This window comes from Bacillus sp. SIMBA_154 (assembly GCF_046536015.1).
In the GTDB taxonomy this organism is placed as follows: Bacteria; Bacillota; Bacilli; order Bacillales; family Bacillaceae; genus Bacillus; species Bacillus pumilus_P.
Window position 1 is genome coordinate 1 of record NZ_JAWJBV010000011.1, and the last position, 23,564, is coordinate 23,564.

The window sequence follows — 23,564 nt, forward strand, 5'->3', positions numbered from 1 at the left end:
ATGATGTATCATAGGATTTTTTTATAAAAACTCGAATTAACAGGTACGTTTTGTCTTGTTTAGTTTTCAAAGATCATCTTCGCCGTTCTTAGCGGCTTTAATAATATAACATTTCGCTTCATCTTATGTCAATAACTTTTTTCAAGTTTATTTCCCGAAGCGTTTTGTGTTTGTCACTGTGTGTCAGCGACGATTAATAATATATCACAAAAATATTCTATTGGTCAACGCCTTTTCAAAACTTTTTTTGAAATAGTTTTATTGTGCATGTCAAACCCTTGTCCTGCATACAATCAAGTAACAATCTTGGACAAGGCAGGAGTGTTTGAATTGAGTCGATTATATGTGTTGCCTATTAAACGGCTGAAGCAAGTTGTCATTATTCTTGTAGCAGCCCTTGCAGCTGCAACCTTTTTTTATGTACAAAAGGCACCGCCGCTGTCGGTATTTAAAACAGAACATGGACCCCGAGCGATTTATAAAGGAGAGACTTCATCAAAACATACCTCTCTTACTTTTAATATTGGCTGGGGAGATGAGAAGGCCGTTCCTATTTTGAATGTCCTTCGAGAGTACGGTATAAAGAACGCCACTTTCTTTCTGTCTGCTTCTTGGGCTGAACGTCATCCTGATATCGTGAATCGTATTAGAGAGGACGGACACCAAATCGGCAGCCTTGGCTATGCTTATAAAAATTATAGCCAGCTTGAAGAAAGCGAAATCAAGCAGGATCTTGTCAGGGCACAAAATACCTTTCAAAAGCTTGGACTAGATGATATTCAACTATTAAGACCGCCAACTGGACAATTTAATGAAACAGTATTGAAAATTGCAACACAGTACGGCTATTCCGTTGTACATTACAGCATCAACTCACAGGATTGGCTGAACCCGGGCGTCGACCAGATTGTTCAAAATGTAAATGATCGAATGAAAAGCGGAGACATCATTCTCCTTCACGCCTCGGATTCAGCGACCCAAACCGCTCAAGCCTTACCAGCTATTTTGAAACACTTAAAAGAAAAGAATTTAAAGAATGTCACGGTTGGCGAGCTTATCTCTAATACAAAAACAAAGTCAACGGAAGTTAAGTAGCTTTTGCCTTTGAAAACCGCGGCATAGCTAACAGCTGAAACGCATTACAGCTTAATAGCGGGAAAAGCATTAAATACAGCCAGTCCTCTTCATTGACTCTGAGCGCCGGGAACCACTCTAACGACGTGATGACGACCATGAGAAACATTGCGGAAATAAATGTTTTCTTAGAGGACTGCTTCTGTTTATAATAAGCCACGATCAATGCAAACACACCGATAAAGACAGGCAGCCATAAATATGGAAGAAATGATTCATTCTCCCCGAAAAACAGAAATCGCAAATAGGCTAAATCAAACAGTACAAAAATCACAAGAAACAGCTGAATGGTATTCCATAAAGAATGTGACCGGAAAATCTCAAGTGCAAACCGGTGCACAGTTAAGAAGACGACAAATCCCATCTGACTAATCACACTAAAGATCATCCCCACACCAATGAACCAAAACAACACAGATGCGATCTCTAGAATTTCAAACGATACAAACAGCTTCTGATACTTCCCCCACTCCAGCGCAAAGCCTACCACGCTTGTCATGACCGCTCCAACAGCTAGCACTGAGAAGAAAAAACGAACTAAATCCCGACTTTTCATTGAATTGATCCAACCCCTATTTTTGTTATGTATAAATTCACGTGAAACATTCATATTAAAAGTAAGACATGTAACGAAAGGAGCCACAGTATGTCAAAAGGCATCTTGCGTATAATGAGCTGTTTTCTTCTTTTATCTCTAACAGCTTGTGCTCCCAAAACCCAATCCTCATCTAATATGGACTATGACGAAACAAAGAAAATGGTCGTCGATATTTTGAAGACAGATGACGGTAAAAAGGCCATTCAACAGTTATTAAATGACGAGGCAATGAATGAAGCTTTGGTAATGGATGAACAAACTGTGAAAAAAACGATAGAGAAAACACTGACTTCTGATAAAGGCAAAGAGTTCTGGAAGAAGGTCTTTGAGGATTCTAAATTTGCCGAGACTTTCGCAAAATCCATGCAGCAACAGCATGAAAAGATGTTAAAACAGTTAATGAAGGACCCTGACTATCAACAGCTGATGATGGATATTCTCAAGGATCCTGAGATGGAAAAGAAATACGGTGAACTGGTCAAAAGCAAAGAGTTCAGAAAGCACTTAGAAAAAGTCATTACAGAAACATTAAGCAGCCCTCTTTATAAGAAGAAATTCGAAGATGAGCTGAAAAAGGCAGCATCTGAAAGCAGCAGTGATTCCGGTTCACAAGACCAAGGAAGCGGCAGTTAAAAATCATCACCCGAGTGGCATAAGATCCACTCGGGCTTTCATTATGCTTTTACTGCTAATTGTTCAATCACTCGATTGGCAATGTGTTGATACACTTCTCCTGTCGGATGACTCGCCTCATAGACAGACGGCGCAAAATCATTTTCATTCCAATCAGGCTGTCTTAAAGGAATTTGGCCAAGGACCGACACACGCAGCTCTTCAGCCAGCTTGTCCCCGCCGCCTTTTCCAAAGACATATTCTTTTTCACCAGTTTTTTTGCTTTCGTAATAGCTCATATTCTCAACGACCCCAAGCACCTCGTGATCTGTTTGCAGTGCCATTGCACCTGCTCTAGCAGCAACGAAAGCAGCCGTTGGATGGGGTGTTGTCACAATGATCTCCTTACAGCTTGGAAGCATTGTATGAATATCCAGCGCCACATCTCCCGTTCCAGGTGGAAGATCTAATAATAAGTAATCTAATTCTCCCCACTCGACTTCGTGGAAGAAGTTATTTAACATTTTACCAAGCATCGGCCCTCTCCAAATGACCGGTGCATTTTCTTCAACAAAAAAGCCCATTGAAATCACTTTGACGCCAAAGCGTTCCACAGGTATAATTTTTTCCCCTTTAACCGTTGGTCTGACGGTAATCCCCATCATATCCGGTACACTAAAGCCGTAAATATCAGCATCAATCAGTCCGACTTTTTTCCCTAGACGAGCCAGTGCTACAGCAAGGTTGACGGAAACCGTTGATTTCCCAACGCCACCCTTTCCACTCGCAATCGCTAAGAATACAGGCGGATTTTTAGAGTTGAGCAGGTTTTCTTCCTCATCTTGTGATGGCATAAACTTTTCAAGCGTTTCCTGAGGCAGTTCTTCAAAACGAAGTCCTACTGTATTAGCGCCTGCCGCTTTTAAGGCTTGTACGATTTCTTGCTGCAGCTTCATCTGCTCAGCAGTGCCTGTTTTAGCAATGGCCACTTTTAAGCTTACATGCTCTTTTTCAGGCTTTAGGCTGATTTCCTTGATGGCATCCAGCTCGCCAAGCGGTATATGAAGGAAAGGTTCGTCCATCTTCCCAACTAGTTTTCTCACATCATCTTGTCCGATCATAGCAGAACCTCACCCTTTATTGAATTCGTTTACAATCCAAGTATATCATACATATCCTTACAATGTCTGTCCTGTTTGCCTGCGATCAAAAGGAAAAAGCCCCTTATTCAGGCGGCTCTTTTTGCTCTGTTAAATATCTCAGAATTCCTTTATAAATGGAGGCAGCAATTTGATCCTGATACTTAGGTGTTGCCAGCTGACTAGCCTCCTTCGGATTAGAGAGGAAACCGACTTCTACAAGGGCTCCTGGCTTCGTGACATTTTGCATTAAATAAATGCCGTTAATCCGCTTCGCTTTTCGATCTGTGTTTTCGAGGTTGTTGCGCAATTCATCTTGAATGAACTTCGCTGCCTTTTCATTCTCTTCATACTTTCCGTAAAAAAACGTTTGCGCCCCGCTCCATTTGTTCGATGGAATCGCATTTAAATGAATGCTTAAATAAAGATCCGCTTCAGACTCATTGATGGCTTTCACACGGTTTCTCAAATCCTCCGCTTTCTTACGGGCATATCCCTTTGTATTCTTTGATGATAGATCAGAATCATCCTCCCGGGTCATGAGAACAAGCGCTCCCTGCTCCTGCAAATAGTCACGTATCTTCATGGACACATCCAGTGCAATCTCTTTTTCAAGCAGCTCTCCACCTACAGCCCCGCCATCTGGACCGCCGTGACCCGGATCTAAATAGATGATCTTCCCACTTAGAGGCAAATTCCACGATTTCCATGAATCATCATTTAGAAATTGAAATCTGAATAAGAATAAGAGGACAATAAACCCAATTAAAAACCCTGTCCACTTCAGCTTTCTTTTCATCCCTGTCCCTCCCATACGCCATTATTTTATAGATATGGGACAAGGGCTCGAAATATGCTTAGTGCAGCCGAAGCTTATGTCTTTTTTCTGATTCTCGAAAACCTTCCTGCCACCACATGTTTAAAAACTCTTTGGCAAATGGATACAGACATGACGTCTTTCGCTCCATTCGGAACATATTTCCCCACGATTGCAAACAACCAGTCAACTCCTCAATCAGCTCATCATCCTCCTGGGATGACCGCTTCTTAATATTATCGAACGATTCTCCGTACTTACTTAACTCACCGTATCTTCCACCGGCTAAAAAAGCTTCAATTGCGAAATCAATACAGCCGTCACTCATCATACCGGCTGGATCATCAGCAAACGGAAACAGCTTCTTCGTGAATTTCTCCGAAGCGGCCGTCACCTTTTGAAGAGACAATGTACGCAACAGCTTCTTTTCAAGCGCGACATCTCGTTTTGTTTTCAATTGATAAAATGAAAGCACTTCTGCCATGGACTGAACTCCTTTTTTCTTTGTATTGTTCGTTGCTTTGAACAAAACATGCAGTTCAGTAAATGGAAAATCAGTGGTCAACCTGAATGGAAAATTGTGATAAAATGGGCTTTTGATTATAGAAAGAATGGTAAAGGGGCAAAAATAAATGAAGAAATGGATGTATATCCTGCTGCTATTGACAGTCATTCTATCCGCATGCAGCAGTCAAGCCGCCGAGAAAGAGAGCGACATCGAAGGAATAGAAGACATATCCTTAAAACAGCTCTCCAAGCACAAAAACACGTATCTTGGTGACAACTCAGCAATTCACGAAATTTTATCAAACCTTCCTGGAGGCGTGATTCGAGAATTTGAAATCGTCGATGGAAAAGCATTAAAAGTGACATATGGAGTAAAAGAGAATGCCGATTACACCGAAAAACAATTTGACGCATACTGGTTTGATCAAAAGGACACAATTGAAAAAACGTATTTATACAATGCAATCGCACTTTTTATTCTTGTCGATAACGTAGAGCAGGTAACCCTCAAGATGAACTCAAGTGACGAGCCTTCCGTCACGTTCAAAAGACAGCAGCTAGAAAAAAAGCTTCCTCACTCTTTTAAATCGTACAAAGACGATACAGCACTTTGGCAGAAGGAGCTTGTAAATGGAGTTGTGAAGTCGAAAGAAAAACGCCAAGATGTATACAACACGTTTCCAATGCAGAAATAATAAAACAGAGGGGAATCTCCCTCTGTTTTTTTGATGATTATGTAGTGAAAGCTTGAATCAATCGTTGTCGAAAACTTTGATCCACTGCTGCAGTAAGCATAAATTCATTGAATACTCCCCCAATCCAGTGAGAATGATTCGCTTTCGGATCATTGATAAAAAGAGAAATGGATATCGATGATGTATCCGTTTTTCGATATAAAGCAGCTGTGAAAACAAACAATGTTGAACCGCCTTTATACCAAAGATATTGATCTTTTTCCGTCTTCAATGTTTCTCCCAGCACAATTTGACTAAAAAGACTCTTTTCTTCTTTTGTTAACAGCTCATCATGCAGACGTTTCATAAAATGTGCATATTCATTAGTTGTAGACTTTGTCATCTTTTGCGTCAGTAATGATTGAATACGCCAGCTTAATAAGTTCTTTTTCTTCATTTTTTCTTCTAACGCCTTTTTTTGCTCTGGGTCATTTTTCATGATATTAAAAATCTCAATCATCAGAGATTTGTATTGTTCATGGGATACACCGCTCATTTGCTTTAATGCATCCCGCCGATGATCAGATACATAGGATGACCACAAAAGCTTTGGGGTAACTGGCATGAGTTCATCATGTTCTGTAAGACCTGCTTGTTTCATCCGATCATTGATCTTCTCTAAGCCCAGCCGGTCAATCAAATAATCCGTACAAGCATTCGAACTGACTTGCATCATCCCTTTGGCGACATCTAATAAAGTCACATGCTCAGAAAAATCATTGACCTCCAGCCAGTATGTGTGTGCACCACCGTCTGTTCTATCAATATAAAACCGCTCTACATCAGACAACGCCACTTTTTCATCTAGCTTGATGTCGCCGCTGGATACAGCTTTGACAAAATGAAATAAAACCACTAATTTCATTGTACTTGCAAGTGGCGTTTTTTGATCAGCATTCCACTCTAATACCACATCATCATTTTCAATGATTGTCACTGATACGTCCTTTTTGTTTTTTGTGACAAATGTCAAAAGATCTTCCTTCGTTTTCTTCATATCTCTTTTATACAGCAAGATTTGAATGACCACGTAAAGTATGACCACACTTAGGACAACTAGACCGATTTTGAGTAACATGTTTCTCCTTTCCAAATAACAGAGGATTTACACAATAAATATAACAAATATTTGAAATGAAGGCACAAAAAAACAAAGGCTTGTGAATCCCTTTGCTTTTTTGGTGTATTTATTGACGAAGAAGATGCAGCTTCATCCCATCATGCGTAGCTTCAAACCCCAACTTTTCGTAAAAACGGCGTGCATCTGGTCTCTGTTTGTCTGTTGTCAGTTGAATCATATGACAGCCGCGGTCGCTTGCACGTTGAATGGCCCATTTTATGAGCAGCGTGCCGACTCCTTTCCCTCTATGGGTCGAAGCCGTACGAACTCCTTCTATTGATGCTCTCCAACCTCCTTGATGTGTAAGAAATGGCGTCATGGTTAACTGGAGAACACCGACTGCTTCTTCCTGATCACACGCAACAATGAGTTCAATATTTGGATCTGCATCTATAGAATGAAAGGCTTTCATATAGCTTTCTAATAATGGGCGAGTGTAACGCTCTCTTTTTTGACCTAACATGTCATCTGAAAGCATGAAGACGATCTTGTCAAGATCTTCCCGCGTGGCTTCTCTACAAGTCAGTTGACTTAAATCCAATGAACACACCTCCTATGAAATGAAGTGGAACTCATTGACCAAAATACCAATGATGTGCGTTCTTATATAAGATTTGATCAGATGCTTTTTCATCAAAAAGCTGTTGAATCAACTCAACATCACCGTATTCAAATGGACGCTTCGCCCTTGTGGATGGAAGGTCTGTACCAAACATCAGTGCATCAGGGTTCGTTTGATAGATAGACGTCAATGCCTGTTCAACGTTTAAATCGACACGCCCAAAGCCCGTTGCTTTCACGCGAACCCCTTGGTCCACCAAATGCAGCAAATGCGGCAACCCTTCTTCCGATAAGCCTAAGTGATCAATTGAAATGGACGGCAGCTTTTCGAGCGTAGATGACATGTCAGGCAGATACTTAGAATCAATATAGAGCTCACTATGCCACCCCACCAGCTCATGCACTCTTCTGGCAAAGTAATCGAGCTTTGATATATCTTCCGAACCGCCTCGCTTCACGTTAAAACGTAGCGCCTTTACCCCATGTTGATCCAATCGAACAATTTCATCATCGGTCACCGTAAACGGCAATTGAGTCACACCGCAAAAAGCCGGCCCCATTTCACCTAGCGCTTTCAACAAATAGCCTTGATCAAAGCCCTGAAATGACCCCGAAACAATCGCTCCACCTAAAATCCCCAAATCAGCCGTCTCTCTTCTATAATCATTCACCACATAACTCGGCGGTGTATATCCTTGGTTTTCTTGAATGGGAAAATCAAAATCAATGATATGAAAATGTGCATCAAAGATCCTCATGACCGCGCCCCTCTTCTGCTTAGTTGACCTGATTATATCAATTTAAAAAGCCAGAGAATATTTAGGGTGATGAATCACTTCATATGATGAAAACTTATCAATCCTTCTTTGCGTGCCATTCCTGTTGTAAGATGGCATAGTAAAACTCATCCCACCACTCATTTCCTTGGGGTATACACTTTTTAAAATAACCCTCTCTTCTCATCCCCAATTTTTCCATCACTCTCCACGAAGGGATATTTTCAGGCTGACAAGTGGCGATGATCCTATGTAAATTCATTATTTTAAATCCATGATTTAATACGGAATAAGCCGCTTCAGATGCATAGCCTTTGTTTTGGTATTTAGGATTGAAGACCCACCCAATTTCATATGTGTGATCACCAAAGTATGGATGGAACACCATATGTCCGATGCATGTATGATCTTCTTTTAATAGGACAGCGAAATTCTTAGCATTTTCATGACTATTATTTTTGACAAATTTCTTTGCATCTTCCTTAGAGAATAGGCCTTCCGGAATATACTTCATAACAGTTGCATCAGATGTATATGCATAAACATCCTGCCAATCATCATAAGTAAATCTACGAATGAGACACCTTTCTGTTGTTAGATTCATATGACATCCTCCATAAAAATCGTTTTTCGTGATTGAAAATTAAAGAAAATAGATAGGGCTAAAAATTTCTAGAATGCTTATCACCAAAAGGAGAGAGCGATTACAATTTAAAGTTTTGAACAGAAAACTTTCCATGACCTAATATAAATATTGTATATGTATCTAAGTGGATGAGACAAATAAATATCAATCACATAAAAAATCACAAATCAAAAAGCACCAGCAAGATGCTGATGCTTTTGTTATATGGTTTGTCTGTAACAAACCTTTGTAAAACGTCCATACAATATAAAATTGATTAACGTTTTGAGAACTGAGGAGCTCTACGTGCGCCTTTAAGACCGTATTTCTTACGCTCTTTTATCAATGAATTATTCAATGTTGTTTATTGTTGTTTAAAGCCTAGTATATCAATGTTTTAAAAAAACACATTCCGTAATCTTTTTTTACTTTATTTACTTTTGTGGGTGTTTATGTGGGTCACCCACTTTCAAAAAAATAAGTTAAAATGAAATATAAAAAGGAAGTGAATACATGAATATAAATAAAATAAGATCGGTCCTTTATAAAACATCAAAATACCTGGGTGACGCCAATGCCGTTCAAAAGGGTACTATCGGAAAACGTATCATGCGACGTGCTGCTGGTAAAGCATCCGGCAAGCTAATGAAAAAGATATTCAAATAAAATAGTTCACGGTGGTGATTTCATGAATGATCTTGAGAGGAAGCTATAAAAGAGAAAATAGAATGGCGGTTTTAAATTTCACTTCAACCATTCTTTCTTATCCAGGTGCCAGAATACAAAACTAAAAAAGGCAACTTCCATTTAATCTTCAGGATCCTCAAAGATGCCGAGAATTTCATTCACATCGTATTGATAAAGTTCATACAGACTGTGATCTGTAATCTCTCCTCTTTTTATTCTTTGATTAAGAACAAACATCATATCAATTGGTTCTCTTTCATAAGATATCATGTCATCATCAGCATCATTAAAATATAATACTGGCTTATTTAAAAAGGGATGTGATTTAGGCTTAGTAAAGTATGTCCACTTCACTTGCGGATAGTTTCTCCTAATGGTTTCCCCATAATATATACCGATATCCATTGCTATTGCATAATCAACTTTTCCAATTTCAACAGGATTAGCTAGTAATCGTTCTTTTTCATCTTGATAAATAAAGTCAGGATATTGACTTAAACTTTCCAGTTCTCTACCAATATCTTCTTCTGATAACTCATATATTTCAATTTGAGATAAGTACCAGCTATACACCTCAATTAAAGATTCCGGTGTATAATTAAAATCCACTTCGCCATTCGTAAATTCTTCTAAAACAGATATCCTTTGAGGAATTTCATCAATAAACCAATCAAAAAGAATTTGCGCCTTTTTTTTAGAAAGTAATTCGTGTGATCCCACTTCGAAAGGTGGTTCCATTAGAGGGTAATCCATTTAATAGCCTCCAAAACATTAGTCATGATATTGATAAGGAACTTTCTTTTTCTTTAAATATTCTCTTAAATTTTTAGTCGCTCCTATTTTACCAGTTTTAGCACTTTTAAAAAAGTGCCACTTGACTCCATCCACTTGACCAGCCTTTCTTAAAGCTGCATCTTTATCAATCTGTTTTCTAACAAAATTCGATAGGCTTGTGTAACCAACTTTTGATTCATGTGCCACTCTTGTCTTTGGAACATAAGCGTCCACAATCCTTTTCTCTTTTACCCATTTTCCTTTTTTATGATCATATACTCGAACATTTTTATAAACCTTATGCCCAACTCCACCTACATAATCATTTAAGAATTTTTCACCTGCTGCACCAGTTTTGAACCCTCTTGCAGGAAGCTTAGGTTTTGCTGTTGGTTTTGGTGTTGGTTTTGGCTTTGGTACAATGGAACCACCTCCACCACCGCCTCCAATACGGCCTCCACCAGTTCCCCCGTATGGATCCCAAGATTTAGTAGTTATTTTAATTTTTTTTAATTCTTCTTCGCTTAGAGTACCTTCGTCTGAATTTTCTTCGACTCCTTGAATTTCTTCAAGTTCTTCCTCAGCATCAGTATCATTATCTTCCTCAATAATCATGCTACTATCTTCTAAATAAGCCTCATCCTCGTCTTGACCGACAGCTTTTACTTGCGGAATAAAACCTGTAACACCTACAAACAATGAAAATATTAATAGCAAACTTAAAACCTTGTTAGTTATTTTCACCTAATATTCCTCCTATTTATGTAATTTTAAGCTCCTTTAGTATAGTTTTACTTCAAATTTAAATAAAGACTTCGGAGGATATTTAATGTAAATTTAAGATTTTATTGTAATACAATAGAATTATTTGGATTTTGAACTTTTTAATATTATTATTCTCATTTTTTTGAAGAGGGATTATGAAGTAAACATTTATAAAGAATATCGCATTGGAAAATAATCGTACTGATACCGAAAGGGTGGATTAGTAAAAAAGTATGTAATTTAAGACAAATAAAAAAGCCCCTATCCGTTAAGGACAGGGGTTTAATTGTTATCATTTCTATAGACTAAAGTCTATAGATTTTTATTTTAATAGCTTTTCTAAAGCTGCTTTAGTCTTCGGTCCATAAATGCCATCGGCAGCAAGCCCATGCATCAATTGGAATCGTTTGACCGCATCCGCTGTTTTCGGTCCGTAATAGCCATCAACACCGTTGTTTTTTGCTCCTTTTTCCGGGTAGTAGTAAACCGCCGCTAGAGCTTGCTGTACGGCTTTTACTGCTGATCCCTTTGTAAGAGGCTTTGTCACTTTTAAAATGCCTGTTGGCAAGCCATATGACTTTTTAGAAGGCTTGGAAGCCGCTGTTTTGGATGGTTCTGCTTTTGTTGGTTTAGCAGACGGCTTTTTATTTGTGTGAGCAACTGCGATCCCGGCTTTGAAGCTGTCCCAACGATCAAGCAACCTGCGGGGACATTCTTTTCCACTCCATCTTTTATGAGGAACAACGTTTGACAATGGAATGCCTTGATCCTGCATTAACTGGCGAATCAACCATTGAGCGTTCTCGACTGCCTTCTCAAAATTGCCGTCTGCATTTTCACAAATTTCAATGCCGATCGACTTCATATTGCCCGTGCCTCTGCCGTCTCCTGCGTGCCATCCGTTTTCGTTTAATGGTAAATGCTGATAGATACAATTTTCATCCACAGTGTAGTGCCAGCTAACGGCTGTACTAGATCGTTTAACAAAAGCTGCGTGACTTGCTGCGTCTGCGCCCTTTGACGTGTTAGATGTGTTATGAACTGTAATATATAAAGGCTTCATATAGTTGCCTGGTCTGTTGCGGTTACTCTTTGAAATATAGTCTTGAATGATTTTTACCATTGTTCATCTACTCCCTTAAAATTATTTTAGGTATTAAAAAAGAACTGGCTGGGGCAGCCCTTTATTTTGTTAATCCTTTTTGTTGCAGCGCTTCTTTTTGGGCTTTCCCTCGACTTGTCACATAGTTGTTTTTGAACCATGCGACAAGGGTTGTTACTAACGTAAAGACCATTGAGAAGGCAAGGTACAATGTGTCAGCCAATGAAGTGACTTGGTCTTCACTGATCGGCAAAACAGGTTTGCCAAACATGATTAGCGCCTGGTTGATTAGTGCAATAAAAAGAAGCACCGTGCGGACCACTGTGCCTTTGTCAAAGTTTTTCATATTAATTCCTCTTTTCTTATTATTTTTGGTTTCTTTCGATTCTGTCTAGTTTTTCTATGACAACATCATACTTCTCACTAAACTTTGCTAGTACGTCATTTTGTGCGTCAATTTGTTCGTTTAGCTTGTTCTCACGCTCTTTTGTCGTGTTCAATACATAAAACAACACCCAACAAAAAAGCACCGCAAAGGGTCCTTGTGTCATTAAATACTGCGCCAAATCCATTTCCATAACTCTCACCTTCTCCCGCCATAAGCATAAAAAATAAGCCTATACCTCGTATGGCTCACCTGTTATTTCCTCGTATTGTTCGGGTGTGATTCTCCCCGCTGCTACTGTGTTATAAACCATTTCTTTTGTCCATAATTCTCTATCATAAAAACCTTTGATTCTACTGAACCAATCGAAATCACTCACGATGGATCACCCCCTAATGCAAACAAGTAATAAAGCTCGGCAACTTGTTTCTCCATGAGGTCTATTTTTGACGGCTGCGGCGTTGGTTGCAAGCTCTCTATATACTCTTTAGATGCTGATTCAAACCATACTCTTTTTTTCTCGTCATACTCGGGAAGATACAACCCCTCTTGTGGTCTTACATCCGTAGCATTTTTCGGCAGCTCGTCATGATCAATTACATCTTCGCCTTGATATTTAAAATTTTCGTCATAGTAATAAATGTGCATGATGCTTCCCCTCCTTTACCACAACGGAATAGATTCATTTATTTCAAATCTACTTACAAAAGAATTATCGTTAGCGGACATTCCATCAAAGCGTAAAGAACCATCTTTCTCTAATGTAAATCTAGCAGACCCATAAGAACCTACTGTTGCACCGACAAACACAGCTTTTGATGCCGGTTTTTGAGTAAAACGGGCAATGACTGCATCATTCGCCGGGACTCCCTCAAACGATCCCCGAAGTAGTAAATCATTTTGACGTATGGAAAATTGGAGGGGGTTTCCCGCAAATTGTTTTACTGTTCCAGCGACTAACGTTACCTGATTCCATGTGCTGATTGAATCATCATCCGTCAGCATCCGTTTCCATCCTCTGAACGATCCGTCCGTATGGACTGTGCCGAACCAATGTAAATTATCGCCGCTTCTAACAATATGAAAGTACTTACGGTTGTTACTGTTGTCAATAACGTAAATATTGAACCACGATGAATCGGTTTTACTCGGCATATTGACGACATTTGTGCCTACTGCATAGTAGTAGCCGGACGGCAGCGTTAATATGTCCGTACCATTCGGCAACAATTGGCTTTGCCCTGTTTCAGATAGCAAATTGTGATTAGACAACCTCGCCCAACCGCTCCATACGTTATTGTTAAGGTAATTTGTATAGATATTGTTGATATAATCCGTTGCATATACCCATCCGAAAGAGGCTACGCCGTTCGTGGAATCAGTCATATGATAGAAACCTCGGAAAGAGCGCTGATTCGGTAAATCTTTTGAACCGGCAATTGCGTAGAAAGTTCCTTGCCCTACTCCATTATTGATAATTGCATCAAGAATGCTCTTGGATGTATCTTTCAGAGAGATCAACGGCATGCCTGTATCAGCCGTGATTTTCTTTTGTTGAAAACCCGAGACAAAGTCTTTCGCCTTTTTCAAGGCTGAATCTGCTTTTTCTTGAGCCTTTGCGGGTGTCTCTGCGTAATCCTCCGTATATTTTTTAGCTGCTGCAAGCGCTTCGGCTACTTTAGCTTTTGCACCTTCTTTTGTTTCAAGCGCTTCAAGATCACCTAGTTTTTCTTTCAAATGTTCAAGCTGCTCTTGAAGCTCTTTGGTGATCTTATCAATGTTTCCTTGCATATCGTCAGTTCGTTTATTTATATCTGCTTCAAGTTCCGCTGCCATGCGCTCAATCTGCTTTTTTAATGATTGAAAATCATCGATATAAAATTCCGCTGCTGTGGCAATGTCCTGGTCAATTAAATTTCGATCAATCTCAAATGTAAATTCATGTACTGACAAGGCTTGTCTATTTCGATAATACAAATTTAATGAGGCTTGAACCTTGCCATATAGCTTGATCTCGTCATTATCTAGGACGTATTCGGCGATCCCTTCGACTTTATCAACAAGCGTGATATTCCGAATGTTCTTCGATCCATTTGCGAACTTTAGTACAAGTTTTCCGTCAACCGCTGAAAGAGGCAAAGGCACGCCATCTTTACGCAATTGAAAGATTAGCTTTGCTGTGCCTATGTCCTGGGTTGAGAAAACAATTTTTGAATCGTACACGCTTTGATCATAGGCATCAACCACAAAAGGCAGCACACCATTTTTAAAAAGTTGATTCGTCATGATATCCCCCCTCAAGTGATATTTTCAACGGTACGAATAGGATCAACGCTTTTATCGTTTAATGCAGATACTTTTCCGGCTCCTTTTAATCGGTTGCCGTAATGCTGAATAGCTGAACATTTGCTTGTTAAATACATACCGTACCTTCCCGTTTTCCCAATTGCTGTATTATTACGAACGGCGCTATTTTTCACGCCATCCATAAATAAAATAAAATCGTAATCATCACCACGCTTGCCCGCATTCATAATCGTGTTTTCATCTATCTGTACATATTCAGAATCACCCGAGACAGATATACCCGAAAATCCGATCTCTTCTAGCGTGTTATCATCCACGGAAACAAAATCGCAACTTCCTTCCTCGATCCGCACGCCGTTACCCTGGATGTCACGTCCTGTGTTGTGGTGTACCTTTCCCCGTGTGCTACGGGTAACTAAAATGCCATGATGCCCGACATTTTCTAGGGTATTATCATCAATAACAAAATGCTTTACATCTGACACATGAATACCGTGCCTTGTTGTGCCGTCAATTTGATTTTTTGAAATGACCACATGATCAATGGTTTGATAGCCTTTACGACCGTAAACCTGGATTGCATGATCAGCCGACATGTTTTTAAATTTGTTGTTTGTAATTGTGTGACGCTTTGTCTTATTAACACGGCCAGTTTGATTTCCGTTTTTATCTTGTGTATAAACGCTGTTTGGTCCAGGCAATAACGTTCTAACGCCGCCGGAACAGTTTTCAAAGGTATTGCCGTCTACAAACACATCTTGCCATTTGTTGCCCGACACTGCCCATTCTGTGCAATCGTAAACCTTGTTATTGAGGAATCTAATGCCCGAATAGAGAACACCGTCAGTGCTTGTATGTGAATCTATCGCTCTAGGATAGCCCCCAAGCTCTGCTGATTTACGGATAGTACAATTTTGCATTGTAAGGTTTCTTGTCGGTGTGTGATCATAAGCGCCAAAAGCGCCAAAATTGCCGGATGATCTCATCAAATCAACTTGAACCGCTGCGGAAAACCATCTGTCCCCTACATAGTCCGCAAACCCTTCGAATGTCACATTGTCGATCATCACGTTTTCATTGCCCGCACAATCAAGAGCATGTCCCCCGCAAACATTTTTCAATGTTAGGTCTCGCATGATAATTCCGGATGCATGAGCGAACCCAAAAATAGAGCATTGCTGCTTGATTTCGTGTCCCATGCTGTCAATTGTTCCTTGTCCGTCAATGATCAAGTTTCCGTGCCCTTTGTACCCGGTGAAACTCTCATTTGAATCACCATTTACAAACATGCTGCCTACAAAGCCACGCTTGATTGTTGCCCCTGCCTGTAAAGTGATATGAGTATTTTTATAAATCCTCACCCGTTCACGCAGCGTATAGCCTCCTGGGGGAATATAAAGCCAAATGGGGCGATCTTTTGACAAATCAAGTGCAGTTTGAAGAGCTTTCGTAAAGTTGCCGTATTTGTTCAGAAACGGCTGCAAAGACACGATTGAAAGCATGTCATTCACTTTCTGCTCCAACCTATCAAAGTCATATTCAAGTCGGTCGTTTAAGGTTGGATGAATGGTGGCATCTATTGCAACCCGACCATCCACGACCTCTTTCACGTCATTACCGTCGTGATTTACAATTAAGTTAATCAATCTAGCCCATAAACTATTAAGCCAGTGACCAACGCTTTTCCCACGATGGGTAATATGCTCGGCTTTGTGTGCCGTCTCGCTTTGTTGGTGCCTCTCATCTGCTCTATTCAATTCATTCAAAGCATTTTCAGTGGTGCGGGCATTGTCATTCAGCTCTTGTATTAATTTTGAATGTGGGCTAGGCGTGTGCTGTTTCTTCAAATTAAACATGTGATCACCTTCTTATGAATAGCCGACAATACCAACCGATATTTTTGAAGTATCGGGCACTTGATCCGGCTTTATTTTTTTTCCACTCTGAAAAAAGGAAATGATGAATGTATCAGTTTGATTGTCTTCATAGTCGATTGAAGGCGTGATCCCGTTCTGTTTAAGCAGCGACGAGCCGTCTACAGTCGCATAAACCATTTCATAATTTTCAGGTGTTTCAAATATTAAATCGCTTCCGTCTATATACACATCACCAGCAGAAGAACCCCACGATCCACCTTTAAAGACCAAACTAAAACCCGCATTTTGCGGGCTACCTGTTTTTCCTTTTTCAATTAGATCGGACAATTCGTTTTTTGCTGCTTGAATTTGAGCCAATAAACTATTTTTTTGTTCCTTGATATAGCGCTCTTGGTTTCTGATTCTTCGCCTGTCTTCAAGCTGCAAATCAAACATATCCTTCTGTACATTGGTAAAAGTCACATCAGGTTTTTCAGTCAAGTCTAACGGGTTATAAGTCATGCTGACGGCTCTTACATCATCTTCAAACGTGATACCATGTTCAGTTGTATCGGCTATAACATGCAGCGTGTCACCCTTGTTGAGTTCATCCTCTAACCCTTTTAGCTCTTCAACTTCAAATTCCTCAAAATCAATTGCCACGGTCACTTCCGGGAATGGATTGACTTTTTCTTTCAAAAGAGTGTTCATATCTTCTGCCTTTGTAACGGCATCATCTTTAATTGGCTCGGCCCATGTGGGCTGTCCGTCAATTAAAAAATCCTTCTCGTTTGGATGAACGAAAAGGACCGGCTCGAATACATATTTTTCATTTTCATTTTTATATTCCCGATATGTTTCAATGACGTTGTCTCTCAATAGATACATGATTGGGGCCGCTGTCTTCTTCCCTTTTGTATTGGGATTTTTGCTGTCTTTTCCTTTGAATGTAGCAATGACTTTATGTTTTTTATGTTCAAGACCTCTAATGACTTCTATCGTTTCTTTTTTAGGTGATTGATCTTTATAAACGCTGATCGTTTTCGTCTTATCGTCATCAATCTTAAATTCCCATTTACCGCCTAATTTTGAAGTTAAGGTAACAAATCGGAATCCGGTCCCAGTGAAAGAAAAAGTAAAAGTGGCGCCAGGCTTATTCGTAAAATCAGCTTTCAAAGCATCGTCATAAGACCACGTACCGGTTTTGCTCTCATAACCCATAGCGCTTTCACTTATCGTGTCTTTTTCTTCTTTTTGCTTGCCGAAGCCTCTGCCCCGTGTGGCCGTATTGTCTTCCGAAATAGTGACAGTAAGACCGTTTATATTCGCTCTAGTATCAAGCGTTTTATTGATTTTCTTTCCTATTTTCTTGTGTATATAAATCTCGTAATTATTTACATCAAGCTCAATTTTATAATTTGAAATAATCGTGTCTATCAGTTCAATAGAAAATGCATCACCAAACCCTTCATTTTTGACAGGTTTGATGCCTTTCGCATCATCCATAATTTTGAACGTGAATTTACTCCCTTTCAAGGCATGAGCAAACGCCTGTTCAAGTGTTAATTCGCCTTGAATAACCTCATCTACTCTGTTTTTTGATAGCAAAAAAGCATAAATATGAGTAGCTGAAACACTTTTAGACAGTACATCACCATCTTGAGTTTTTGAAAAATTTCGGATAACGTATTTTTGCCGCTTGTGTACCTTTTCATCCACAATTAGAAGGTTTCTGCCGACCAATGCCTCAAAAGATACGGGATCAGTAAAACCCGCTTCAATCTGTAATTCCATTGTTTTTTTGCCATCAGTTCCATCCGTTAGGCGGGGGCTGCTGTTCACTATTTCATATTCTTGTTTTGTTCCTTTATCCTGGACAAATAGCTGATTCATGCCTACCCTCCTTTGTAGTAAAAATGAGTAATAAATTCAATGTCGATATAAGTTGCACCCAAAATCACAAAGTCATTCTTGCCTGGCACGAGTTCAGGAAAACGACCTCTTCTTTCCACAGCTTGCGAACCTTTAAAAACATACTGCTTTATCACGTTCAACAAATTGTTTTTTGATTGAGTGCCTACTAATGTAATAGATTCGCCTGTTGTTTTGTTCTCAATTTTTATGTCTGAACCAGCCAAAAACATATTGACTGTATACTCATGATCAATAGGCGACAATCTCACATCACCATAGTTATAAACAGAAAAAGCCCTTTCTTTAAATCGAAAAGGCTGCTCTCTATAACGTTCAAAATTTCTTCCCATGAATCTCTCACTTTGCAATTCCTGTGGTGATCGGCTATCATGCACCGACTGTGAACACCCTTCAATGGCCGTAAGCGTGATTGTAAAAGTTCCACCCGTTTTCCCCTGCTCCTGACCAATGGTATATGCGTCATCACACACAACAAGCCATTTTCTTTCAGGCCGAAACGTACATATGATTTCGTATGGATCGGGCCGGCCAAGATATTCATATACTTCCGATCTTACTAGATAAAAATGTTCTGCGTTTGCTGCGTCTATTGTAAGATCAACAAGTATTTTTCTTTCTTTCAAACGTGTAAAACGACTCTTTCTTTGCGTCTGAATGCCGTGCCGGCTCGAATTTGTAAAGTTTTTTCTATCGAATGACGGCGCTTCGGGTTCAAAGGATGTTAGAAAGACATTGGGGAAGACATCATTTAAACGCTCCCCGTCAATAATAAGATCAAATTCCATCACCATCCCCCCATCAATACCGCTTTATCTTGAAGCTGCTTCATACCGATTTTATTCATGACTTTTGCAAATGTTTTTTCTCCAACCTTGATGACACCGCCAGTGCTGACAATTTCACGTAAAAGCTCGTTTTGTTCTTGTAATAATGCGTTTGTTGTATCTTGTCTTGATGTCATCGGCTCCAAATTCATCCCGCTTGGTGCAGACTGTGGATTGACACCTAATTCAGCGCCAGCACGGGCCCAAATTGCTAGGCTCCTTTCACGATATGACGGGTCTGTTGTAATGATATGTTCGTCATATCCTCTTTCATTTAGCGCAGCTAGTTTGGTGCCTCCTGCGCCAGGGGAAACGCCGCCCGCTGCGTAGCCAATATATTTCCCGCCTTTACTCATATTCACAAGACCAGGGTGTCTATTGATCCCTCCGTAACGACTGTTGAGATAATTTATCGCAGCTAGTATTTGATGAACAGGATTTCTTATATCTGTGAACCCTTTTTTTGCGTGCGCTGCAAATGTAGAAGGGATAAACTGCATAAGCCCTTGTGACGGGTGCCCCGCTTTTGCGTTGCTATCCCAATTGTTAACGACGGTCGGGTTTCCTCCTGATTCCTTCATCGCAATTGTCTGTAAAGCTCCTGCGAAAGAAGGAGATATACCCGCAATTGAAATGGTTTGAGCCACCCATCTTTTCACGTTTTCAGTAGCATTACCACCACCAAAGAAAGAACCAATGGAACCTATGAGAGAATCAACACCACTGAATGCAAGTTTTGCAATGGCTTCTACCGGGCTGCCGCTCACATTCGTGAACCACGAAGGGAGTAAACCATCATTCAAACCGAATTTTTCAGTAGCCTTATTCCAAAGGAATTTCGGTCCTTTCATGATCCAATCAAAATAGTCTCCTACACCATTTTCATATCCAGGCATCCCATGCCGCTTTAACACACGTTCCGTTTCTCTGTTTGGTAGAACGGATGACCCTTTTCTTAAATAGCGCAGCTCTGGGCCGGAATTTCCTGAAACATAAGTTCCGACTCCTGGCTCATGAATTAATTCTCGACCCTTTTCACTCGTAACAGCAAGCCCGCCCGGGTGCCCTGTTGCTGGTGTGCCTTTTTCATAAGCTCGGTTTTCTAAATACTTGCCCTTGCCGTCAGTGCCTAGCTTTGGTGGGTTAGATTTTTTCTTTTTCTTATCTCCTCCACCGAAGAGACCTTGAATCCAATTCCAAGCATTATTAACAATATCCATCATTTTTTCCCAACCGTTTTTCACTTCTCCGGTTTCGGTATTGATTTCATCAGCGTGATCCCCTGCTTGTTTTCTCGCTTCTTTGACAACTTTTTTATGCATGTCCTTTGCTGCGGAAACAGAATCGTCACGCTGCCTTTTCGCCTCTTTTATGAGCTTGTCGGCCTGTTTCTTACTAATTGACCCCGTTTCATCACGTTCACGGACAACGGCAGCAACCGTTTTATTATATTTATCATCAGCCTCTTTCACTGCGCCTTCCTTTGCTTTGATGCTGTTTTTAATGGTGTCCGCTGCTTGTCTCGCCGTGATACTTTTAGATTCGGTTTGTAATTTACTCATAATGGCCTTTTGTTCGACTTCGCTTTTACTCATTGTTTTAACGGCTGTTGTCATCATGCTTTTTTGAATGTTATTAATCGTTGTTTTTTCTTTTTGAGTAAGGTTTCTTTTCTCTGAACTTGCTTGGGTTAAGATCGCTTTTATTTTCGCTTCGCCATCACTCACGGATTTTACTTGCTCATTCTGTTTCTTTTTAACATTGTTTAAAATGGCTTCCTGTTCTTTTTGAGAAAGGCTTTTGCTGCCGGCCATGAATTTTCTAAGTGATTCAAAACTTTGATTCCCTTTCGTTTCAATGCTTTGTTTTATCTGATCACCCATTGTATTGAAATTTTTCACGATGTTATCAGCTGTTTCTTTTGAAACCTTTTTGCCTGACCAATTCAATTGATTTAATTGTGCGGTTGCTTGATCATTTAATTTTTTATAACCGAGCACTGATTTCGTAGTGCTTTCAGAAACCTTTTCCCCGAAGTCCTCAAGGGCTGGGATTTGCTCTTCTTTTAAATGCTTATATAGTTTATAACCGCCTTCTGCTAATAAAGACACACCCGTCACAGCTAAACCGACCGGGCCGCCGAATGCAGACATCCCCACCCTTGCAACGCTTGCCACTCGGGCAACATTCCCAAGACTTTTAACCACACCTAGCGCCTTTGCGCCAAATCCAGCAAATCTCCCGGCTGTTTGAGCTGTCCCGGTTCCTAGACTAGATGTAGCAGTCGTAGCGACTCGTGCGCCTCCTCTGAAATTAAATAAAGATTGTGCGCCTTTTGCGATCTCCGGTGCGAACATCGTTGCAACGCCTAACAATGAGCCCCATTTACCTCCAAAAGACATCATCGCAGTACCGGCAAGGCCTGACGCTCCACGTAAACCACGAAGGCCCCTTGTGTTCCTTGTCACTGCTGCATTACTGATATTCATTTGTGCAGCTGCGGCAGTATTTGCGGCGGCAAGTTGTGACGTGGATGTTCTTGCAAGTGCTGCTTCTGCCCGATAACGGCCAAACGCAACCGCCCCCCTGCCTAATGCTCCCGTAACGGTCCCTATGCTGGAAACAACCAAACCCAGGGCAATGATAACAGGAGGAAAAGCAGCAGCCAATAAACCAGCAATGACGATGGTATTTTGCATTGAAGGTGTTAAGCCTTGAAACCATTTTGTGAAACGATCAACCGCATCGCCAGCTTTATCTAGTGCCGGCTCGATTTTTTCTAGCAAAATTTCACCAATCGGCAAAAGGTTTGACATCAATTTGCGGAAGGCCATAACAGCACGATCATTGAAATTATCCTTTATCGCTTTTCCTGCTTTTTCTGTGGCGCCTTCCACCTGCCCGAGCATGTCTTTTGTCGGGTCTAAGGATGTCACGACTTTCCCCCGTAAATCCTCCCACATGGTACCGAAAAGAGCGACACCCGCCGCATCCCTGTCGAGTGGGTCTTTTACGGCCGCAATCGCTGAAACAGTTGCCATGAATGCTTTTTGTCCTTTTTCTCCACCTTCTGCAATGGCTGTCCCCATCTTTTCAGCATCAAGGCCAATATCTTTAAATGCGTTAACGGTACTTTTTGAACCGTCCTGCGCACGAATATTAAACTCTTTTACTGCGTCACCAACTTTATCCATGTTCCAAGCACCATTTTTAGCACCTTGCAACATGATGTTAAACATGCCTTCAATGGAAATACCAGCTGAACTAAACTGGGATGAATATTCACTCACAGTATCAAGAAGCTCGTTGGAATAATCCCCGCCTTTTTGTGCGGCTACTGTGATAAAATCAAATGATTTCGCCACGTCCACACCGTAATTATCCATGAGTGCTTTTGCCGCTCTTGTACTTTCCGGGATCTCGTACTCAAACACATCTTTTAAAATGTTTGCTCTTTTAGTTGCTAATTCAAGTTGATCCCCTTTGAGGTTTTGAAGGTTTTTACGTGTATCAATGACACCTTGATTTACTTCCTCCATCGACTCACCGAAGCCAGATAGCCACATCTCTCTTGTGACCTTGTTTACCTCGGCTGCTTCTTTCTTGGTTAAGTTGAGGGAAGCAGCAATCTTCCCTTGTGCCTTTTCAACATCGGCCGCAGATTTAACAGCCATCACGCCAAGTGCGCTAACAGGTGCCGTAATTGCGGCAAAACCCACTTTTCCGATTGTTGACATCTTGTTTCCAGTTGATTGAAGACGTTCACCATATTCTTGCAAGCTGTTTCCGGCTCTTGTCCAAGCTGAATTTTGTGTATTTATTTGTAAGGTAGTTGATCGAAGAGCACGCTCAAGCTGATTATGGTTGGTTACTTCTCTATTGATTACTGTCGCAAGCTGTAAGGCTTCTTTTGAATTTTCACCTTTTTCCCTGGCTAACACTTCATACTTTTTCTTTAACTGCTCGATCTTGCTTCCTTGTAATTCATAAAGCTGTGAAAGGTCTTCTTGTTTGCGTCTAAGTTTTTCCGACTCGTCCCCAAAGTGTCCAAATTGGGAAGCAGTAGCCTTCATGCTACTTCTAACAAGGGCCATTTTTTCTGCTATATTTTCAATGCCCGCAGATGTCCCGCCATCGTCAAAGCCTAAACGCATAATCATATTTGTCACTTCACTGGCTGCCATGCTCTCCCCTCCTTAAAACACTTTATCTATAGGCACGACTTTCGGTTTGCTTTCTTCTTCCTTGATTTCACTTTCCATTTTTGGTAAGTGTTCAAGTAGCTCAATATAAAAAGGGTAATCCA

24 protein-coding genes and 1 pseudogene are annotated in these 23,564 nt (G+C 40.5%); 4 read left to right on the forward strand and 21 right to left on the reverse strand.

Annotated elements, in window-relative coordinates; translation table 11 throughout:
* Positions 1 to 330 precede the first annotated feature (330 nt).
* The gene (gene pdaB / locus R0K30_RS14375) at positions 331 to 1,095 is read left to right on the forward strand and encodes a polysaccharide deacetylase family sporulation protein PdaB (protein ID WP_249705087.1); all 765 of its coding nucleotides are present in this window, start codon (positions 331 to 333) and stop codon (positions 1,093 to 1,095) included.
* On the opposite strand, the gene R0K30_RS14380 is transcribed toward pdaB, so the two are convergent.
* Positions 1,088 to 1,690 carry a KinB-signaling pathway activation protein gene (locus tag R0K30_RS14380; protein ID WP_249705086.1) on the reverse strand — a complete coding sequence of 201 codons (603 nt, stop codon included), beginning with the start codon at positions 1,688 to 1,690 and terminating at the stop codon, positions 1,088 to 1,090. The genes pdaB and R0K30_RS14380 overlap by 8 nt on opposite strands.
* A 90-nt stretch (positions 1,691 to 1,780) precedes the next feature.
* Here R0K30_RS14380 and gerD point away from each other — a divergent pair, with 90 nt between their 5' ends.
* The gene (gene gerD / locus R0K30_RS14385; protein ID WP_099728173.1) at positions 1,781 to 2,365 is read left to right on the forward strand and encodes a spore germination lipoprotein GerD; all 585 of its coding nucleotides are present in this window, start codon (positions 1,781 to 1,783) and stop codon (positions 2,363 to 2,365) included.
* A gap of 41 nt (positions 2,366 to 2,406) precedes the next feature.
* On the opposite strand, the gene R0K30_RS14390 is transcribed toward gerD, so the two are convergent.
* From R0K30_RS14390 to R0K30_RS14400, 3 genes are all read right to left on the reverse strand, one after another.
* A complete protein-coding gene (locus tag R0K30_RS14390) occupies positions 2,407 to 3,465 on the reverse strand; it encodes an Mrp/NBP35 family ATP-binding protein (RefSeq protein ID WP_410611377.1) in 1,059 nt (352 codons plus the stop codon).
* Between the two features lie 103 nt (positions 3,466 to 3,568).
* On the reverse strand, positions 3,569 to 4,282 hold the full coding sequence (gene cwlD / locus R0K30_RS14395) for an N-acetylmuramoyl-L-alanine amidase CwlD (protein WP_099679383.1): 714 nt from the start codon (positions 4,280 to 4,282) through the stop codon (positions 3,569 to 3,571).
* A gap of 58 nt (positions 4,283 to 4,340) precedes the next feature.
* Positions 4,341 to 4,784, reverse strand: coding sequence for a DUF2521 family protein (locus R0K30_RS14400; protein WP_256499223.1), 444 nt, complete (start codon positions 4,782 to 4,784; stop codon positions 4,341 to 4,343).
* A 148-nt stretch (positions 4,785 to 4,932) separates the two neighbouring features.
* Here R0K30_RS14400 and R0K30_RS14405 point away from each other — a divergent pair, with 148 nt between their 5' ends.
* Entirely contained in the window at positions 4,933 to 5,502 is a 570-nt protein-coding gene (locus R0K30_RS14405) for a DUF4825 domain-containing protein (protein ID WP_410611380.1), read from the forward strand.
* 37 nt (positions 5,503 to 5,539) lie between these two features.
* Here R0K30_RS14405 and R0K30_RS14410 read toward each other — a convergent pair whose 3' ends face one another.
* From R0K30_RS14410 to rpsI, 5 genes and pseudogenes are all read right to left on the reverse strand, one after another.
* Positions 5,540 to 6,619: a serine hydrolase gene (locus R0K30_RS14410; RefSeq protein ID WP_367308366.1), complete on the reverse strand. Its 1,080-nt coding sequence runs from the start codon at positions 6,617 to 6,619 to the stop codon at positions 5,540 to 5,542.
* 109 nt (positions 6,620 to 6,728) lie between these two features.
* On the reverse strand, positions 6,729 to 7,202 hold the full coding sequence (locus tag R0K30_RS14415; protein WP_249705083.1) for a GNAT family N-acetyltransferase: 474 nt from the start codon (positions 7,200 to 7,202) through the stop codon (positions 6,729 to 6,731).
* A gap of 31 nt (positions 7,203 to 7,233) precedes the next feature.
* Positions 7,234 to 7,980 (reverse strand): amidohydrolase family protein, encoded by a 747-nt coding sequence (locus R0K30_RS14420; RefSeq protein WP_410611383.1) that lies wholly within the window; start codon positions 7,978 to 7,980, stop codon positions 7,234 to 7,236.
* 97 nt (positions 7,981 to 8,077) lie between these two features.
* Positions 8,078 to 8,602: a GNAT family N-acetyltransferase gene (locus R0K30_RS14425; RefSeq protein WP_410611385.1), complete on the reverse strand. Its 525-nt coding sequence runs from the start codon at positions 8,600 to 8,602 to the stop codon at positions 8,078 to 8,080.
* 298 nt (positions 8,603 to 8,900) lie between these two features.
* A pseudogene (gene rpsI / locus R0K30_RS14430) lies at positions 8,901 to 8,966 on the reverse strand (30S ribosomal protein S9); the annotation flags it as partial.
* Between the two features lie 170 nt (positions 8,967 to 9,136).
* Between rpsI and R0K30_RS14435 the strand changes: the two are divergent.
* Positions 9,137 to 9,289 carry a hypothetical protein gene (locus R0K30_RS14435; RefSeq protein WP_410611387.1) on the forward strand — a complete coding sequence of 51 codons (153 nt, stop codon included), beginning with the start codon at positions 9,137 to 9,139 and terminating at the stop codon, positions 9,287 to 9,289.
* A gap of 141 nt (positions 9,290 to 9,430) precedes the next feature.
* Here R0K30_RS14435 and R0K30_RS14440 read toward each other — a convergent pair whose 3' ends face one another.
* From R0K30_RS14440 to R0K30_RS14495, 12 genes are all read right to left on the reverse strand, one after another.
* On the reverse strand, positions 9,431 to 10,063 hold the full coding sequence (locus R0K30_RS14440) for a hypothetical protein (RefSeq protein WP_046343290.1): 633 nt from the start codon (positions 10,061 to 10,063) through the stop codon (positions 9,431 to 9,433).
* An 18-nt stretch (positions 10,064 to 10,081) separates the two neighbouring features.
* Positions 10,082 to 10,828, reverse strand: a complete 747-nt coding sequence (locus R0K30_RS14445; RefSeq protein WP_410611389.1) for a hypothetical protein — start codon at positions 10,826 to 10,828, stop codon at positions 10,082 to 10,084.
* 343 nt (positions 10,829 to 11,171) lie between these two features.
* The gene (locus R0K30_RS14450) at positions 11,172 to 11,972 is read right to left on the reverse strand and encodes a peptidoglycan recognition protein family protein (RefSeq protein ID WP_410611391.1); all 801 of its coding nucleotides are present in this window, start codon (positions 11,970 to 11,972) and stop codon (positions 11,172 to 11,174) included.
* A gap of 61 nt (positions 11,973 to 12,033) precedes the next feature.
* The gene (locus R0K30_RS14455; RefSeq protein ID WP_185108001.1) at positions 12,034 to 12,297 is read right to left on the reverse strand and encodes a phage holin; all 264 of its coding nucleotides are present in this window, start codon (positions 12,295 to 12,297) and stop codon (positions 12,034 to 12,036) included.
* Between the two features lie 19 nt (positions 12,298 to 12,316).
* On the reverse strand, positions 12,317 to 12,529 hold the full coding sequence (locus tag R0K30_RS14460) for a BhlA/UviB family holin-like peptide (protein ID WP_034324986.1): 213 nt from the start codon (positions 12,527 to 12,529) through the stop codon (positions 12,317 to 12,319).
* 39 nt (positions 12,530 to 12,568) lie between these two features.
* Positions 12,569 to 12,715 (reverse strand): XkdX family protein, encoded by a 147-nt coding sequence (locus R0K30_RS14465; protein WP_106038152.1) that lies wholly within the window; start codon positions 12,713 to 12,715, stop codon positions 12,569 to 12,571.
* Entirely contained in the window at positions 12,712 to 12,984 is a 273-nt protein-coding gene (locus R0K30_RS14470) for a hypothetical protein (RefSeq protein ID WP_265208112.1), read from the reverse strand. Before R0K30_RS14470 ends, R0K30_RS14465 begins: the two co-directional genes overlap by 4 nt.
* A 15-nt stretch (positions 12,985 to 12,999) precedes the next feature.
* A complete protein-coding gene (locus R0K30_RS14475) occupies positions 13,000 to 14,622 on the reverse strand; it encodes a BppU family phage baseplate upper protein (RefSeq protein WP_410611395.1) in 1,623 nt (540 codons plus the stop codon).
* Positions 14,623 to 14,633: 11 nt separating this feature from the next.
* Positions 14,634 to 16,499, reverse strand: a complete 1,866-nt coding sequence (locus tag R0K30_RS14480) for a right-handed parallel beta-helix repeat-containing protein (RefSeq protein WP_410611397.1) — start codon at positions 16,497 to 16,499, stop codon at positions 14,634 to 14,636.
* 12 nt (positions 16,500 to 16,511) lie between these two features.
* Positions 16,512 to 18,392 (reverse strand): phage tail spike protein, encoded by a 1,881-nt coding sequence (locus R0K30_RS14485; RefSeq protein ID WP_410611398.1) that lies wholly within the window; start codon positions 18,390 to 18,392, stop codon positions 16,512 to 16,514.
* A gap of 2 nt (positions 18,393 to 18,394) precedes the next feature.
* A complete protein-coding gene (locus R0K30_RS14490; protein ID WP_410611400.1) occupies positions 18,395 to 19,219 on the reverse strand; it encodes a phage tail domain-containing protein in 825 nt (274 codons plus the stop codon).
* Positions 19,219 to 23,442: a phage tail tape measure protein gene (locus R0K30_RS14495; protein WP_410611402.1), complete on the reverse strand. Its 4,224-nt coding sequence runs from the start codon at positions 23,440 to 23,442 to the stop codon at positions 19,219 to 19,221. Before R0K30_RS14495 ends, R0K30_RS14490 begins: the two co-directional genes overlap by 1 nt.
* Between the last annotated feature and the right edge of the window lie 122 nt (positions 23,443 to 23,564).

What these genes read in the sequence shown, in the direction of transcription:
- R0K30_RS14380 (WP_249705086.1), bottom strand. Translation starts at nt 1,690, where the DNA reads ATGAAAAGTCGGGATTTAGTTCGTTTTTTCTTCTCAGTGCTAGCTGTT.
- gerD (WP_099728173.1), top strand. Translation starts at nt 1,781, where the DNA reads ATGTCAAAAGGCATCTTGCGTATAATGAGCTGTTTTCTTCTTTTATCT.
- R0K30_RS14390 (WP_410611377.1), bottom strand. Translation starts at nt 3,465, where the DNA reads ATGATCGGACAAGATGATGTGAGAAAACTAGTTGGGAAGATGGACGAA.
- cwlD (WP_099679383.1), bottom strand. Translation starts at nt 4,282, where the DNA reads ATGAAAAGAAAGCTGAAGTGGACAGGGTTTTTAATTGGGTTTATTGTC.
- R0K30_RS14400 (WP_256499223.1), bottom strand. Translation starts at nt 4,784, where the DNA reads ATGGCAGAAGTGCTTTCATTTTATCAATTGAAAACAAAACGAGATGTC.
- R0K30_RS14405 (WP_410611380.1), top strand. Translation starts at nt 4,933, where the DNA reads ATGAAGAAATGGATGTATATCCTGCTGCTATTGACAGTCATTCTATCC.
- R0K30_RS14410 (WP_367308366.1), bottom strand. Translation starts at nt 6,619, where the DNA reads ATGTTACTCAAAATCGGTCTAGTTGTCCTAAGTGTGGTCATACTTTAC.
- R0K30_RS14420 (WP_410611383.1), bottom strand. Translation starts at nt 7,980, where the DNA reads ATGAGGATCTTTGATGCACATTTTCATATCATTGATTTTGATTTTCCC.
- R0K30_RS14425 (WP_410611385.1), bottom strand. Translation starts at nt 8,602, where the DNA reads ATGAATCTAACAACAGAAAGGTGTCTCATTCGTAGATTTACTTATGAT.
- R0K30_RS14435 (WP_410611387.1), top strand. Translation starts at nt 9,137, where the DNA reads ATGAATATAAATAAAATAAGATCGGTCCTTTATAAAACATCAAAATAC.
- R0K30_RS14440 (WP_046343290.1), bottom strand. Translation starts at nt 10,063, where the DNA reads ATGGATTACCCTCTAATGGAACCACCTTTCGAAGTGGGATCACACGAA.
- R0K30_RS14450 (WP_410611391.1), bottom strand. Translation starts at nt 11,972, where the DNA reads ATGGTAAAAATCATTCAAGACTATATTTCAAAGAGTAACCGCAACAGA.
- R0K30_RS14455 (WP_185108001.1), bottom strand. Translation starts at nt 12,297, where the DNA reads ATGAAAAACTTTGACAAAGGCACAGTGGTCCGCACGGTGCTTCTTTTT.
- R0K30_RS14460 (WP_034324986.1), bottom strand. Translation starts at nt 12,529, where the DNA reads ATGGAAATGGATTTGGCGCAGTATTTAATGACACAAGGACCCTTTGCG.
- R0K30_RS14470 (WP_265208112.1), bottom strand. Translation starts at nt 12,984, where the DNA reads ATGCACATTTATTACTATGACGAAAATTTTAAATATCAAGGCGAAGAT.
- R0K30_RS14475 (WP_410611395.1), bottom strand. Translation starts at nt 14,622, where the DNA reads ATGACGAATCAACTTTTTAAAAATGGTGTGCTGCCTTTTGTGGTTGAT.
- R0K30_RS14480 (WP_410611397.1), bottom strand. Translation starts at nt 16,499, where the DNA reads ATGTTTAATTTGAAGAAACAGCACACGCCTAGCCCACATTCAAAATTA.
- R0K30_RS14485 (WP_410611398.1), bottom strand. Translation starts at nt 18,392, where the DNA reads ATGAATCAGCTATTTGTCCAGGATAAAGGAACAAAACAAGAATATGAA.
- R0K30_RS14490 (WP_410611400.1), bottom strand. Translation starts at nt 19,219, where the DNA reads ATGGAATTTGATCTTATTATTGACGGGGAGCGTTTAAATGATGTCTTC.
- R0K30_RS14495 (WP_410611402.1), bottom strand. Translation starts at nt 23,442, where the DNA reads ATGGCAGCCAGTGAAGTGACAAATATGATTATGCGTTTAGGCTTTGAC.